Here is a 15,178-nt window from a genome sequence, read left to right as displayed (position 1 = left end):
CTTCTGGTTCAGTGACATCTGCACATATGCAGATGTCACTGAAGAATAGAACCATGCCTACTGCATTTCTGCAGTAAACAAATCAGACAGAAATCAAAAAAACAGGAATCAAGAATTTACACAAAATTCTTGACGCTATCTAAAAAAAAAGCCTAGAATTATACATAGTATAATATTTTAAATATATATTAATAAAATATTTATAGCGTAAAATTATAGCAACAATATATATTTAGGTGGCCTTAGTAAGAATTTAATGGAGTAAAATTAAAGGAGGTATTTATGGATGATTTTAAAGATTTATCTAATGAAGTAAATCAAGAATGTGAAATTGTAAGCAGTGATGATGTTTCAGATGAAGTTCTTGAAATATTGTTAAACACAAGAGAACAAGGGCAAATGATGGAAAAATTGATTAAGAATCAAATAGAGGTAAAAGATAATATGATAAATAAGTTATATGATGAACTTAATTATTATAAAAATAATACTTCTGATAGGTTTATTAATCAGTTAATGAAGTCTGTTATTAAAGTTAGAAAAGATATGATTAAATTTGTTAAATCTGAAAGATGGCAAGAAAGTTCTATAGAAGATCTTCAAAGAGAATATCAGTATGTTTTAGATGATTTAACTGATTTACTTGAACAGCAAAATGTTGATTCTTATTCTACAAGCTCAGGTGAACAATTTGATGCTTCAATTCATCAACCACGTGTTGAAGCTACTGATGATAAAATGTTGGATAAAAGAATTAAAAAAAGTCTTTCGGAGGGATACAAAAAAGGGGATAAAGTTTTAATTCCGGAAAGAGTTATAGTATATCAATTTAAAGAAAAGGAAGGAAATTAGAAAATGAGTAAGGTATTTGGAATTGACTTAGGAACAACATATTCATGTGTTTCTTATATTGATGAGTATGGAAAGCCAGTTGTATTAAAAAATAGTGAAGGAGATCACACGACACCATCAGTCGTTATGATTGAATCAGAAAGAAATATTATTGTAGGAACAGAAGCAAAAAGATCAATAGATTTGGATCCTGATAAAACTGTTCAATTCATTAAAAGAAAAATGGGAAAAGAAAATGATACTGTTACATGTAATGGAACAACGTATCATGCACCAGAAATATCTTCTATGATACTTAAGAAAATTGTAAAAGATGCTAATGAAGAGCTAAGACAAACAGGTGTCATTCAGGATGGAGAAGAAGTTAATGATGTTGTAATCACTTGTCCAGCTTATTTTGGTATGAATGAGAGACAAGCCACAAAGACTGCTGGTGAATTAGCTGGATTAAATGTTCTTAATATAATTAATGAACCTACAGCCGCTGCTATTAGTTACGGAGTTTCAGGAAAAAATAAAAATGAAACAGTACTTGTATATGACTTAGGTGGAGGAACTTTTGATATTACTGTGATGAATATTTCAGGAAACAATATTTCTGTAGTTTGCACAGGTGGAGATGATCAACTAGGTGGTAAAGACTGGGATGAAGCTTTGATGGACTATGTTGTAGAACGTTATGAGGAAGAATATGGAGAAGATCTTTCAGAAGATCCAGAGACAATTTCTTCGTTATATGTTGATGTTGAAACATGGAAAAAATCTCTCACATCAAGAGAAAAGGTTCACATCTCAGTTAATGGCCCTGCGGGACGTTTTCGTGAAGAACTTACTCGTGAAAAATATGAGGAATTAACAAGTGACATTTTAGATCGAACTAAAAACTTATTAGATGATGTATTACAGGTTGCAGCTAACCAAGGATATCCTATTTCTAAAATAGATAAAGTACTTTTGGTTGGTGGTTCGTCTAGAATGCCTCAAGTAGCATCAATGATTGAAAGAGATTATCATGTTACTCCATCTCTTGCTGATCCTGATGAAGCAGTTGCTAAAGGTGCTGCAATTTATGCAAGTAATGAGAAAGCATATAATGATTTCCTTATTAATGAAGCAAACAAATCTAATAAAACTGTTGAGGAAGTTAAAGAGGAAAATGTTCTTACAGGTGAAATTGATAAAAAATTTGCTCTTTCTTCAAATGGATCTACAAGTGGTGCATTTAAAATAAATATTACAAACGTTCTTTCTAGAACATATGGTTTGGAAACGTATGATACCAGCAAAAATAGAAATAGAATTTTCAATATGCTGATGATAAATGATACACTTCCTGCAACACGTACAGAAACATTCTGTACACTGGAAGATAATCAAAGCGGTATTTCTATTAAAATTTATGAAAGTAGATCAACAGATGAGCAAATTGAAATTGATGATAGAAAACCGTTGACGGAATTTGAAATGAAATTTAGACAACCTGTAAGACGTAATACACCTGTTATTATGACAACTCAATTGGATAATTCGGGTATTCTTCATATAATTGCTGAAGAACAGGCAAATCATTCTAAACTTGATACTACATTCCAGTTATCAAATCAAATGAGTGAAAACGAAATGAATAGTGCTGCACTTAGAATGTCTTCGGCTACAATTGAATAAGTAGGGGATAAGTTATGATATCAGCATTAATTATATTTTGGCTCTCTATTTGCTCAGTAATACTCTTTTTGTTAAGTGGCTTCTTTAAAGCATTGTCATCATTAGGCAATGCTTTAAAGTCTACCGGTGAGTTAACTGCTGCTATTCTATTTATTTCAATATATACAATGATTTTATCGTATTTAATTTCCGAAGTTGTAAGTAGTTTTGTTAGTGGCGGATTTGGTGAATTGTTTTTAACTTGTTTTGGAATACTCGTTTCTTTAGGTCTTGTAGTAGAACTATTTGGGCCATTGGGAACACTTGTTTTGGAGATATCTTATATTTGTATTAGTGCGGTATTAGGGGCTATTATATTTATTTCTGAATTAGCATCTGCATTCATTGATGAAATGTATAATACAATCTTATGCAAGATACAAAGACAATTAGGAAATAATTAGGAGGATTGTATGGCTGATATACAAGAAATGATTTTAAGTAAATATGATGTAGATATTGCTAATGAAAATATTTTTAAATTGTATAAAATAAATTCCATAAATATTGACGCACACGAATTAGAGACAAAGATTTCTGAAACAAGAAAACGTTGGAATATTAGTGTTAATGGGGCTAATGAAAGAATTGCAAATAGAGATAGATTACGACTTGAAAAGGCAGAGAAGTACGAAGCAATATTAAGAGACGAGAAGTTGAGAAAAAAAGTTTTTGATTATTACAATAAAAATAATTCAAAGAAAACTGCTGATGATACACAATCTTTTGATAGTGGTTCTGTACAATTTGCAAGAGAGTATTTTCAAATAATCTCAACAACAAAAAAATTACAAAAAGAAGATGTTGAATTCTTTTTTGATTACTATACTTCAGAGAAAAAAAAGAAAAAAGACATTTTAAAAATGCTTCGTAAGGAATTTAAAGTATTAGGACTTAAAGATTCTGATACTAAGTTAGATGAAAAAAACACTGAAGAAATAGAAGGAAAAAAGAAAGATGAATCGAGTCCTATGATCACTAACTTGTTTCAAGAAGCAACTGTGTTAAAGCTACGCAGTGTTGTTGAAAAATTCGAAGAAGCATCTCAAAATAATAAATTGAAGCAAAAGTATCCTAAATTAAGGCGTAGTTTGTATGATTTTTTGGAAATTGAGCATATAAAAGATGCGAAGCAATTTGCAGCAATGATCTCTGAAAAGCGAAAAGAGGTGTATGCTGTTCGTCAAGAGTATGGGGCTGAATACGTTCCGTTAGTAGATTTGTTTAACACTCTTCAAAAGATAAGTGATTATAAGGATGTTGTGGATAATATTCCAGAATTCAAACTGTTATTAAAATACCCAAATTTAACATCTTATATGTATTCGTTTGTTGACATGAAGCCTGTTACTATAAATGGTATTGCGAAAATTGCAAATAGGGATTATGGCTTCAGGGACGTAACGGATTTTATTTTAAATTATTATGAACCTGTACATGATAATTTTGGAATAAGCGATTCTGGAATTGGTTCTATTATTCGTAAAGCGAAAAAGAAGTCAAAACAGAATGAAATATTAAATAAAATTGATAAGAAACTCGGACGTAATAAAAATAATAAATTGCCGATGAAAGTAATGTTTATACATTTCCTTGTTTATTGGCCAATTTTTTTAAGTTATTTTATTTTTGAATTTATTAAGTTGATATTTACCAATCTTTATAAGTTTAAAATTCCGATTTTTATCTTAATTGTTTTGTTAACAAATATTATCTTGCCTATGGTTGATCGCATTGATAATTTGTTAGTATTACGAAAAATATTTTTAGGTAAAGAGTGGTTAGAATATTTGAGGGTGACTACAGGAGTAAAAAATAATTCGATTATAATTTTTCTTCGTTCAATTCATCAAATTGTAAAACTTCTTACATTGTATTTTTTACCGGCTATTTTTTGCACATCTTTATTAATGGATTTTTCATCAGATTTTAATAAAAAAACAGATTGGATTGGTTTTGAAAGAACTTTTAAACAATTATTATCCACATTGCTTGAAAAAACGAAGAAGCATTACAATGTTAATAAAAGTATGTTTATTAGAAGAAACCTTATTAAGATTTTTTCTAATATTCTATCAATGTTAGTGTTAATTGGAATATGTTATTTCTTTTTATAAAGCTTTATTCAAGTGATTATCATATTAATATTATTACTTAGTTTTTTATTAGCTTGGCTATTAATTTAAGATTATACATATGTTTAATACTTGATATTTTGAAGTGTATTAAAAAAATCTAGTTTAAATTTTAATTTCGTGTAGTTGTTATAAATTTGGTTAATTACATTTACTGTTTATATTATCTACATTTTTATTTGAATGAATGTCGATTTGTTTCGTAATTAGAAAATTCAGTTGTATTCATATGGCTTTAATCAGAAATTTAATCTTAATCAATTGTTAAATTACTTAAATGAGTTATTAATATGCACGGATTAATTGTGTTGTTTGAATTTGCTTCAATTAATTTTTGCTTCTAATACAGATGAATAAAGATATTGCTTTTTAAATATATTAATGGAATCTAATATTTTAATCTTATGTTAAAATGTTTGGCTTGTTTAAAATGTAAACTTTAACTGAAAACTAATTTTAATCGGCGGAATATAATAATGTAGAAGAATAAAGATGTTGCTTTCCTAAATATATTAATGGAGAGCTATTATCTTGATTTTATGTTAAGTATTCGGTTTATGTAAGTGTAAACTTTAACTGAAAACTAAATTTGATTAGGGGGATATAATATTATTGTAAGAAAGGTGAAGAAAGTAGAAAAGTGATCAATATTTTGTGACACATTAAAAGAAATAAATTTTAGGAGGAGAATAAGATTATGTTTTGGCTTATAGTAGGTGCTGTTATTGTAGTAGTTGTTTTATTCAAATTAGGCGTATTCAGACATCCAGATGAGTGTCGAGATTGTGGGAAAGCTTTAAAAGGAACTGAACAAAAAGTATTTAAAGCAGGCGGATTTTGTTTATGTAAAAATTGCGCGAGTAAGATTCATCCACAGATTATAAATTACGCTAAAGAGAATTGGAGCTATTCTGATTATACTGATTATCTTACTTGGGAGGAAACGACAAAAGAAGAAAGAGCTCAATTTGATCCAGATGTTGTATATGGTAATCAATTGGCTATCGATACAGAAAGAAATCTTTTCCGTTTTGGATCAAATGGTGATGACAATATAGTATTACGCTTTGCTGATTTAACTGATTATGATTTAAATTTTAAGCCTGAGGAATACAAAGAGGGGATTCTAGGAGATAAAGTAAAAGGAAATGAGTACGTCTCAGTTGAATTATCTTGTCCTCGAGTATGTTTGGAATCAGTTATTAACTATGGTGTAAAGCTTAAGGTTAAACAAAAGGGAATTATAAGTAACAAATATACTTATAATTTATCAGATGGTTTTGCTGATGCGATTAGAGCATTTTCAGTTTGTTATTATCTTCAATTAAAAATTGATACTTATAACCAGATGTGTAGAGATGTTGATGAGGTAGATAAAGCATTAGCTTTGTATATGTTTGATAGTATGGACGAAGTTACTCCATCAACATTGGAAGAACACAAAAATCTTCTTATGAAAGCATTTGATCAAAATGAAGAAAAGTCAAATGGATTATATTTGGAGAAAATTGATAATGCTTATAATTTATTAGCTAGTATGATTTAAAAAATATTGGGAGGTAATTGAAAATGTATGGACAAAAATTTAAGGAATTATTAATGGCAACTGTAAAGGGATTTGGAATCGGTCTTATTCTATCGATTTTACTATTGAATATGACTAAAATGGCACAAGGAACAAGCCAATTTGTGGGTTATTTGATTGTATTTACAATTTTAATTGGATCTTGTGCATCTATCATTATTTGTTCAAAATCTGGCGTTCAAGGATTTTTAAGTGGTGCAGTATCTCATATCTGGAATGGTATTGAAAATTTATTCTTTGGAAGTATTTTTGGTGGTAATATCTATTTTCTAGTATTTGGACTCATTAGATTTGTAATTGGTGTAATTATTATGATTCCAGTTGCAATATATATGGCTGTTTCATATTTCCTTAATCTAATTTATTATGGAATTATGGCTTTATTAGAAAGAAATAATAAAATAGATGATAAATCAGACTTGTGTGAAAAATTGGATAAACTTGTTCCAGTTATGTCATTTGTAATTGTTGCATTCTTCTGTTTTCTTATTGTAAATGCAAAGTAAGTTGTATATATTTACACAGATTATTAATTATGATTGAGCTATTGAGAAATTAATGTTTATGATGTTAGTAGGTGCAAAATTTTAATTGAGAGAGATAATAAACAATATATAAGCTTCTGTTATTTGTAGTGTTCAATTATTTATATATGCTTCCTTCTGTTTGAATATTGTGGTTTGTTATTTCTCTTGATATAGTACTGACATTTATTTTCAATGCTTTGACTATTTTCTTGATGCTTACTCTACTTTGTGTAAATTGGAAAATACAATATCTTTCATTTATGGTAAGATGATTATAGTTCATAGTTCTCTATTGTTTAATGTTTGTTTGGACACTTACATTTTAACACTTGAGATCTATGAACTTTTTAAATATTGAACTTGTTATGGTAAATTAAAAAAACGTTGTTGTTTGAACGTTTTTGGAGAATGGCTTAAAATCAAGATGGGAAATGTTAAAGACAAGGGCTTAGTCAATGCATTACTGACAGTATGCTTGGTGCTATGGTTATATTTTGGCTATCTTTATCGTAAATATGGAATTGTTTATGCGATGATAGCACATTTGATTTCAGATTTATCAATGATTATAGTTTTCTTGTAATTAAATTTATAAAGAAGGATAAGTTATTACAATGAATCAATATTTAAACAGTATTAGAAGCAAAAATACAACACTTTCTTTAAAGAGAAAAATAATCAGTACGATTATTGTGTTGTGTATTGGATTATTCTTAGGTGCTTTATCAAAGTACTTAGATGAAAATCAGCTTACAGGTATTCTTGGTCAGTTAGATCTGTCAAATTATTTAGGACGTTTTTCTATATGAATTGTTTTAGCCTTAGCTATATCTATATATAGTGCTTCACCAATAAGAGCAGGATTAAATGTTCTATTATTTTTTACAGGAATGTTTATCACATATTATGCTTATACAAAATTCATTTCAGGATTTTTCCTATTAAGTTATATCATGATCTGGGTAGGCTTCACTCTTGTTTCTCCCTTTTTAGCAATGCTCTGCTGGTATGCAAAAGGGGATGGAAAAATAGCAATAGTGATTTCAAGTGGTATTTTAGGTTCACTATTATCATTGACAGTCAATCTTACGCAAGGGTTTCAAATCTATAGTTATATGGACCTTATCACATGGGTTATTGCGGTAATTCTTTTGAGAAGAAAACCAAAAGAATTGGCTGTCGTTGTTTTCTTATCTATTGTAATCGCATTTGTACTACAGGCTACTTCTTTATATTGGGAAAGATTGATACCATTTTCTTTTGTTTAATTAATAAAAGTCATATTGAGTATACTCGATATGACTTTTTTATTGCATCATAATTCAAGGGATAGTACGATAAATGTATGTATTTTGGGAATCTATGTTTGGGGGAAATGAGATGGCAATTTTATCAATGTTTGTGATCATGTTGTTTTTATTAATCTGCTTTGCTGCAATTATTGCGTTATTATGTGTTGTTCTTGGAATTGGAAGTGTTGGTATTACAACCCTTATTTCAGGAATTGTTTTAACACTTACAGGGAAGAACTCAAGGCATTCTACGATGTTAAATACAATTGGAATAATACTTCTTATCTTTGGTATTATCACCTTGCTTGTTTTTAGCTCATTGATTTATTACTTTATTGTTTAGGAAAACGAGGGAAATACTATGATACAAAATATACTTTTTATCATTTTTATAGCATGTGCAATAGCTTATTATCTTATAGGACGTTTTGGACTAGAAAATATCAAAAAGTATTTGCACTTAATTGTTTCGGGATTTGCATTATTTATGCTTTTTATAGGAATATTAAATTATCAGGGAGCGCAGTATAGTAAAAATTTTAAATGTGTTCCTGGCTATATTACAGATGTAAAGAGTACAAGAAGATATGTTTCAAAACATTTTAGGACAGAGTATTCATGTGTTATTCATTATACTTTTACGGATGGAAAAATGTATTATACAAAACAGGATGGACTTGTAGATAAGCCCAATGAAAACTTATCAAAGGTGTGGGTGAGCCGTGATAATGAAGAAGTGCACATGTTTTCTCCAAAAAGTTCATTATCATCTTCCATGTATAATTTTATGTTGGCAGGACTCTTATTTTTAATCAGTATTCCACTCTTTATTCTTCATAAAAAGAAGTATCCAAGACTTTCTGCAGATGAGTTAGAGGATGCAAGCATTATCGGTATGATTATGAGCTTTGTTGGAGGAATTGTTGCTGTATTGAATATCAATGCGGTCATTGGTAATTTTATCCGTCATGAAAGTATTGAATACTTTAATTTAGATATATTTGTCGTAGGTCTTTTAATAACTGTTGTTTCTATTATTGTTGTAGTATATTCAAAAAGAAAACTGAAATATTGATCTTAATAATTATTTGTCATTGACGAATATCTAGAAGTATATTATCTTTAGATATAGAATTGAATATCTTCGGGGCAGGGTGAAATTCCCTACCGGCGGTAAAGCCCGCGAGCATTATGCATGAATCGGTGAAATTCCGATGCCGACAGTACAGTCTGGATGGAAGAAGAACAAGTAGTGATATTTATTGTCATACTTTTTTGTGTAGAAAATGTTCCGAGCAGAAATGTTCGGAATTTTTGTTTATACGGGAGTAGTGTCGATATTTGAATGGCCCCACATGCAGTGGGGTCTTTTTTTAGGAGAAAAGATTATGAAAAAAGATGATGCTTATTATATGAGACGTGCTATCTCTTTAGCGAAGCTAGGAGAAGGATACGTGCATCCTAATCCTTTGGTAGGCGCTGTGATTGTAAAAGAGGGCACGATTGTCGGAGAGGGGTATCACAAGAAATGTGGGACTCTTCATGCGGAAAGAAATGCTTTTGCCTCTTTAAGAGATAAAGAGGATGCATTGCATGCGACTATGTATGTCACCTTGGAACCTTGTGCTCACTATGGGAGAACACCCCCCTGTACTGAGGCAATTATTGAACATGGAATCTCAAAAGTGATTATTGGATCAAGAGATCCCAATCCTTTGGTAAGTGGAAAAGGAGCACGAATATTAAGAGAACACGGTATCGAGGTTATCGAAGATTTTCTAAAAGAAGAATGCGATGAAATCAACACCATCTTCTTTCACTATATAACCAAGAATGTTCCTTATGTCTTTATGAAATATGCTTCTACAATGGATGGTAAGATTGCTACGAAAACAGGTCAATCAAAGTGGATTTCAGGAGAACTTTCAAGAAGAGATGTACATTTTCTTCGTCATCGCTGTATGGGTATTCTTGTTGGCATCAACACTGTGCTTACAGATGATCCAAGTCTTACTTCACGTTGTCAAATAAATCAAGAAATAGAAAGTGATTTTATCAAGAAGGTAGATTATCAAGTCAAACCACTTAATCCTATTCGTATCGTACTCGATACACAGTTACGTATTTCTCTTGATTGTAAGCTAGTAAAGACAGCTAAAGAGATAAAGACCATTGTGGCCTGTAGTGAAGATGTAGAAGAAAACAAAGCAAAGATGCTAGAAGAAAAAGGAGTAGAGGTACTTCGTATTAAAAAAGATAAAGGACATTTATCATTGAAGCAGTTAATAAATATCCTTGGAAAAAGAGGAATAGATAGCCTTCTAATTGAAGGAGGAGGCACACTCAATGAATCAGCCATTAGAGAAGAAATCGTAGATGAAGTGCAAGTATATTTAGCACCAAAAATCTTTGGTGGAAATGGAATGACTCCGGTACGAGGAGAAGGTGTAAGTGAAGTGAGTGAAGCTCAAGAGTTTAAGCTTTATTCAGTAGAAAAGATGGGGGAAGATCTAAAAATCTGTTATAGAAGGTAAGGTGAAAAAATGTTTACAGGGATTGTAGAAGAAGTTGGACAAGTAGAAACACTAAGAATAAATGGAGATCATGGAACAATTTCTATCAAGGCTCATAAAGTGCTAGAAGCGACAAAGCTCGGTGATAGTATTGCGGTAGATGGAATATGTCTTACGGTGACTTATTTATCTGCCCATCACTTTCATGCAGATGTCATGAAAGAAACAGTGAGAAGAAGCAGTCTTTCACAAAAAAGACAGGGAAGCTATGTCAATCTTGAAAGGGCGATGAGAGCCGATGATCGTTTTGGGGGACATATTGTATCAGGTCATATTGATGGTGTTGGTACTATAGAAAACATCATTCCAGATGGCAATGCCTATTGGTATGAAATCAAATGTAAAAAAGAGATTCTGGATGGAATTGTAGAAAAAGGTTCGATTACTATTGATGGAATAAGTCTTACAGTTGCCAATGTAAGTGAGAAAAGCTTTAAGGTTTCTATTATTCCTCATACAAGAGAACAGACAACACTAGGACATAAAAGCGTGGGGGATTATGTCAACCTTGAGAATGATATCTTAGGAAAATATGTTCAGAAATTTATGAGCAGACAATTAGAAGAAAAGCATGAATTAACTTATGAAATGTTAGAAGAATATGGATACTAGGAAGGAGACACTATGAAAGAATTTCGTTATGGCACAATTGAACAGGCTTTAGAAGATTTAAGACAAGGGAAAATCATCATGGTAAGTGATGATGAAGATCGTGAAAATGAAGGAGATATGATCTGTGCAGCAGAGTTTGCATCAACAGAAAATATCAATAAGATGGCCAGTCTTGCAAAAGGACTGATTTGTACACCAATGTCTAAACAACATGCAGAAAGATTAGGATTACCGCCAATGGTTCTAGATAATACTGATAATCATGGGACAGCCTTTACTGTTTCCATTGATCATATCAAGACTACGACAGGAATCTCTGCAGAAGAGAGAGGCATGACAATTCAGGCTTGTGCAAGTGAAAAAACAAGACCAGAAGACTTACGTCGTCCTGGTCATGTCTTCCCGCTGATTTCAAGAACCGGAGGTGTTCTTGTAAGAAATGGGCATACTGAAGCAACAGTTGATTTATGTCGATTAGCAGGATTAAAAGAAGTAGGAGTATGTTGCGAAATCATGAGAGAAGATGGCACAATGATGCGCACAGAAGAACTTCAAAAATTAGCTGTTCAAGAGAATATGACATTTATTACGATTAAAGCGTTACAGGATTATATTCGTATTCATGATAAACATGTCCATAGAGAAGGTGAAGCTCATCTCCCTACACAGTATGGTGATTTCCAGATGATTGGTTTTAGCAATGATATTACAGGAGAACATCATGTGGCATTAGTAAAAGGTGATATCGGTGATGGAGAAAATGTCTTATGCCGTGTTCATTCAGAATGCTTAACCGGGGATGCCTTTGGTTCTCTTCGCTGTGACTGTGGTCTACAGCTTGAGCAGGCCATGAAACAGATTGAAAAAGAAGGAAGAGGCATTCTTCTTTATATGAGACAGGAAGGAAGAGGGATAGGACTATTGAATAAGATCAAGGCTTACGCTCTTCAAGAACAAGGTTTTGATACGGTAGAAGCTAACGTAAAGCTTGGCTTTGCGCCAGATTTAAGAGAATACTGGGTAGGTGCACAGATCTTAAAAGATTTGGGTGTTCATTCTCTTGAATTATTAACCAATAATCCAGAGAAGATTTATGCATTAGATCATTTTGGAATAGAAATCAAGAAACGTGTCCCAATTGAAATTAAACCGCAGAAGTTTGATGCCTTTTATTTAAAGACAAAACAAGAGAAGATGGGACATCTATTTAAAGAAGAAATATAGGGGGAAAATAAAATGAAAGAAATCAATGTATTAGAAGGACAGCTTGTCGCTAAAGAAGGAATGAAAGTAGGTATTGTCGCAGCGCGATTTAATGAAATCATTGTCAATAAACTATTAGGTGGTGCTATAGATGGTCTTGTAAGACATGGAGTAGAAGATAAAAACATCACTGCTGCTTGGGTACCAGGCGCATTTGAAATTCCTACTATCGCTAAGAAGATGGCAGAATCAAAGAAATATGATGCCATTATCGCATTAGGAACAGTGATTCGTGGTCAGACAAGTCATTATGATTATGTCTGCAATGAAGTATCAAAGGGTGTTGCTCAAATATCATTAGAAACAGGCGTACCAGTACTCTTTGGGATTGTGACTACAGAAAACATTGAGCAGGCTATCGCAAGAGCAGGCTCTAAAGCTGGGAATAAAGGATATGATTGTGCACTTTCTGCTATTGAGATGGTGAATCTTATTTCTTTATTGTAAAATATTGATATTATAAACTCCTTATGAAATATAATGAAATGAGGAGGATGAAAAGATGAAAGTATTAATTATTAATGGAAGCCCACGTGTAAATGGCAACACAAGTGTTGCTGTGAATGAAATGGTAAAAGTCTTTAACGAAGAACACATTGAAACAGATGTTGTTATGATTGGCAACAAGGCTATTAGAGGCTGTATTGCTTGTGGCAGCTGTCATAAGAATGGAAAGTGTGTCTTTGATGATGCTGTCAATGAACTCGCAAAGAAGTTCGAGGAAGCAGATGGCTTGGTTGTAGCTTCACCGGTCTATTATGCATCTGCTAATGCAACTACGATCGCATGTCTTGACCGTCTTTTCTATAGTACCGGCTTTGATAAGCGTATGAAAGTAGGGGCAAGTGTTGTCGTAGCACGCCGTGGAGGATGTTCTTCCACTTTCGATGAACTGAATAAGTATTTTACGATATGCGGTATGCCCGTAGCATCAAGCCAATATTGGAACAGTGTTCATGGAAGAGAAAAAGGTGAAGCCAATAAAGATCTAGAAGGTCTTCAGACCTTGAGAGCGTTAGCTAGAAATATGACATTCCTGATGAAAAGTATTGCTTTAGGTAAAGAACAATTTGGATTGCCAGATGAAGAAGAATGGCAGCCCACTCATTTTATTAGATAGGAACAAGCGTCGCTTGTTCCTATTTTGAATTTTTTCTAAATAGTGTTGAAAACACTGAATATAAGGGATATAATCTATTTAGAAAGAAATCTAAATAGATAAGGAGGAATTGTATGTCATTCGCTAATACATTTAAGGCTCTTTCCGATCCTGTCAGAAGAGAAATACTAGAACTATTAAAAGAGGGTTCACTTTCTGCTGGAGATATCGCTTCACATTTTGATATGAGCGGTGCAACTATTTCTTATCATCTAAAGATATTAAAGAATGCGGATCTTCTATATGAAACCAAGAAGAAGAATTTCATCTATTATCATCTTAATACAACAGTGTTGGAAGATATCATGTTATGGATTTCTGAATTAAAAGGAGGAGACAGTAATGATTAAGAAAAATATGAAAACATTGCTTTTAACAAGCATCATTGCATTATTGCCCATGATAGTTGGTATTGTGTTATGGAATAAACTGCCAGATCCATTGGCTACGCACTTTGACTTTAATGGTAAGCCTGATGGCTATACATCAAAGTGGATGACTGTATTTATTATTCCTTTATTTCTTGTCTTAGTAGAATGGGTATCTGCCTTCTTTACAGCGCATAGCCCTAAAGCTGAACATATTTCTAATAAGATCTTTACACTTGTATTATGGATTATCCCTTGTGTTTCTTTAATGATGATGATCACAATCTATGGTTATGCATTAGGATTAAAAATTAATATGGTCACAATGGCAAATGTCTTTATGGGTACACTTCTTCTAGTAATTGGAAACTATCTTCCAAAAACAAGACAGAACTATGTCATTGGCATTAAGCTGCCATGGACATTGGATGATGAAGAGAACTGGAATAAGACACATCGCTTTGCGAGCAGATTATGGATAATTGTTGGAGTCGTGATTATGGTTGCTTCAATACTCAATAATCTTTCTATGGTTATCGCATTCATTCTTGTAATAGCAGCGGCTATTGTACCGATGATCTATTCGTTTATATTTTATAAAAACAAAAAAAGATGTCGTAATTGACATCTTTTTAAATGCGTCAAAAAAATATGAATTTTTTGTAAATTAATTGTTGCCAAATGAGAAAAGCCATGATATTATATGTGAGCACTCAGCGAGAGACACAAGAAAAACGCAAGAGTCACAACAGTGGCGGATTGGAGAAACGGTTAACTCACATGCCTTTCACGCATGCATTCACGGGTTCGAATCCCGTATCCGTCACCATTATATTTTATCAAATGGTCTGGTAGTTCAGTTGGTTTAGAATGCCGCCCTGTCACGGCGGAGGTCGCGGGTTCGAGCCCCGTCCAGACCGCCATTTGGTTCCGTAGCTCAGTCGGTAGAGCAGAGGATTGAAAATCCTCGTGTCGCTGGTTCGATTCCGGCCGGAACCACCATTTACTTACGCGCAGGTTTACCCAAGTCCGGCTGAAGGGATCGGTCTTGAAAACCGACAGGGGATGAAAGTCCCGCGGGGGTTCGAATCCCTCAACCTGCGCCATT

18 protein-coding genes, 4 tRNA genes and 1 riboswitch are annotated in these 15,178 nt (G+C 32.5%); of the genes, 21 read left to right on the top strand and 1 reads right to left on the bottom strand.

The window, feature by feature from the left end; genetic code table 11:
- Positions 1-282: 282 nt before the first annotated feature.
- The 6 genes from grpE (at position 283) to J6L95_RS01960 (ending at position 6,782) form a co-directional block, all read left to right on the top strand.
- The gene (gene grpE, locus J6L95_RS01985) at positions 283-852 is read left to right on the top strand and encodes a nucleotide exchange factor GrpE (protein ID WP_287457960.1); all 570 of its coding nucleotides are present in this window, start codon (positions 283-285) and stop codon (positions 850-852) included.
- Positions 853-855: 3 nt separating this feature from the next.
- Positions 856-2,517 (top strand): Hsp70 family protein, encoded by a 1,662-nt coding sequence (locus J6L95_RS01980; protein ID WP_287457959.1) that lies wholly within the window; start codon positions 856-858, stop codon positions 2,515-2,517.
- Positions 2,518-2,531: 14 nt separating this feature from the next.
- Positions 2,532-2,960: a hypothetical protein gene (locus J6L95_RS01975; RefSeq protein WP_287457958.1), complete on the top strand. Its 429-nt coding sequence runs from the start codon at positions 2,532-2,534 to the stop codon at positions 2,958-2,960.
- 9 nt (positions 2,961-2,969) lie between these two features.
- Positions 2,970-4,673, top strand: a complete 1,704-nt coding sequence (locus tag J6L95_RS01970; protein WP_287457957.1) for a hypothetical protein — start codon at positions 2,970-2,972, stop codon at positions 4,671-4,673.
- A 715-nt stretch (positions 4,674-5,388) separates the two neighbouring features.
- Entirely contained in the window at positions 5,389-6,237 is an 849-nt protein-coding gene (locus J6L95_RS01965; protein ID WP_287457955.1) for a hypothetical protein, read from the top strand.
- A gap of 23 nt (positions 6,238-6,260) precedes the next feature.
- A complete protein-coding gene (locus J6L95_RS01960; protein WP_287457954.1) occupies positions 6,261-6,782 on the top strand; it encodes a hypothetical protein in 522 nt (173 codons plus the stop codon).
- 136 nt (positions 6,783-6,918) lie between these two features.
- Here the strand turns inward: J6L95_RS01960 and J6L95_RS10880 are convergent, their stop codons facing one another.
- Positions 6,919-7,086: a helix-turn-helix domain-containing protein gene (locus J6L95_RS10880; RefSeq protein ID WP_353806777.1), complete on the bottom strand. Its 168-nt coding sequence runs from the start codon at positions 7,084-7,086 to the stop codon at positions 6,919-6,921.
- A 331-nt stretch (positions 7,087-7,417) separates the two neighbouring features.
- Between J6L95_RS10880 and J6L95_RS01955 the strand changes: the two genes are divergently transcribed.
- From J6L95_RS01955 to J6L95_RS01885, 15 genes are all read left to right on the top strand, one after another.
- Positions 7,418-7,612 carry a hypothetical protein gene (locus J6L95_RS01955; protein ID WP_287457952.1) on the top strand — a complete coding sequence of 65 codons (195 nt, stop codon included), beginning with the start codon at positions 7,418-7,420 and terminating at the stop codon, positions 7,610-7,612.
- Between the two features lie 144 nt (positions 7,613-7,756).
- Positions 7,757-8,071, top strand: coding sequence for a hypothetical protein (locus J6L95_RS01950; protein WP_287457950.1), 315 nt, complete (start codon positions 7,757-7,759; stop codon positions 8,069-8,071).
- Between the two features lie 112 nt (positions 8,072-8,183).
- Positions 8,184-8,438: a hypothetical protein gene (locus J6L95_RS01945; RefSeq protein ID WP_074623833.1), complete on the top strand. Its 255-nt coding sequence runs from the start codon at positions 8,184-8,186 to the stop codon at positions 8,436-8,438.
- A gap of 18 nt (positions 8,439-8,456) precedes the next feature.
- The gene (locus J6L95_RS01940) at positions 8,457-9,170 is read left to right on the top strand and encodes a DUF3592 domain-containing protein (protein ID WP_287457949.1); all 714 of its coding nucleotides are present in this window, start codon (positions 8,457-8,459) and stop codon (positions 9,168-9,170) included.
- A 61-nt stretch (positions 9,171-9,231) separates the two neighbouring features.
- Positions 9,232-9,345: riboswitch (FMN riboswitch) on the top strand.
- 138 nt (positions 9,346-9,483) lie between these two features.
- Positions 9,484-10,629, top strand: a complete 1,146-nt coding sequence (gene ribD, locus J6L95_RS01935; protein ID WP_287457947.1) for a bifunctional diaminohydroxyphosphoribosylaminopyrimidine deaminase/5-amino-6-(5-phosphoribosylamino)uracil reductase RibD — start codon at positions 9,484-9,486, stop codon at positions 10,627-10,629.
- A 9-nt stretch (positions 10,630-10,638) separates the two neighbouring features.
- The gene (ribE, locus tag J6L95_RS01930) at positions 10,639-11,280 is read left to right on the top strand and encodes a riboflavin synthase (RefSeq protein ID WP_287457946.1); all 642 of its coding nucleotides are present in this window, start codon (positions 10,639-10,641) and stop codon (positions 11,278-11,280) included.
- A gap of 12 nt (positions 11,281-11,292) precedes the next feature.
- The gene (locus tag J6L95_RS01925; protein WP_287457945.1) at positions 11,293-12,504 is read left to right on the top strand and encodes a bifunctional 3,4-dihydroxy-2-butanone-4-phosphate synthase/GTP cyclohydrolase II; all 1,212 of its coding nucleotides are present in this window, start codon (positions 11,293-11,295) and stop codon (positions 12,502-12,504) included.
- Between the two features lie 12 nt (positions 12,505-12,516).
- Positions 12,517-12,990 (top strand): 6,7-dimethyl-8-ribityllumazine synthase, encoded by a 474-nt coding sequence (gene ribH / locus J6L95_RS01920; protein WP_287457944.1) that lies wholly within the window; start codon positions 12,517-12,519, stop codon positions 12,988-12,990.
- A gap of 55 nt (positions 12,991-13,045) precedes the next feature.
- A complete protein-coding gene (locus J6L95_RS01915; RefSeq protein ID WP_287457943.1) occupies positions 13,046-13,663 on the top strand; it encodes a flavodoxin family protein in 618 nt (205 codons plus the stop codon).
- Between the two features lie 113 nt (positions 13,664-13,776).
- On the top strand, positions 13,777-14,052 hold the full coding sequence (locus tag J6L95_RS01910; RefSeq protein WP_029071357.1) for an autorepressor SdpR family transcription factor: 276 nt from the start codon (positions 13,777-13,779) through the stop codon (positions 14,050-14,052).
- Complete coding sequence (locus J6L95_RS01905; protein WP_287457941.1) at positions 14,045-14,695, top strand: SdpI family protein; 651 nt, start codon at positions 14,045-14,047, stop codon at positions 14,693-14,695. Before J6L95_RS01910 ends, J6L95_RS01905 begins: the two co-directional genes overlap by 8 nt.
- 128 nt (positions 14,696-14,823) lie before the next feature.
- A tRNA-Glu gene (locus J6L95_RS01900) sits at positions 14,824-14,899 on the top strand.
- A gap of 16 nt (positions 14,900-14,915) precedes the next feature.
- Positions 14,916-14,993 (top strand) — tRNA-Asp (locus J6L95_RS01895).
- 3 nt (positions 14,994-14,996) lie between these two features.
- A tRNA-Phe gene (locus J6L95_RS01890) sits at positions 14,997-15,072 on the top strand.
- A gap of 11 nt (positions 15,073-15,083) precedes the next feature.
- Positions 15,084-15,176, top strand: a tRNA-Ser gene (locus J6L95_RS01885).
- Positions 15,177-15,178 lie beyond the last annotated feature (2 nt).

It is taken from the genome of Kandleria sp., from assembly GCF_017934775.1.
GTDB classification, from domain to species: Bacteria; Bacillota_I; Bacilli_A; order Erysipelotrichales; family Coprobacillaceae; genus Kandleria; species Kandleria vitulina.
Note: the sequence above shows the minus strand (reverse complement) of the source record. Positions and strands in the feature narration are given on the sequence as shown.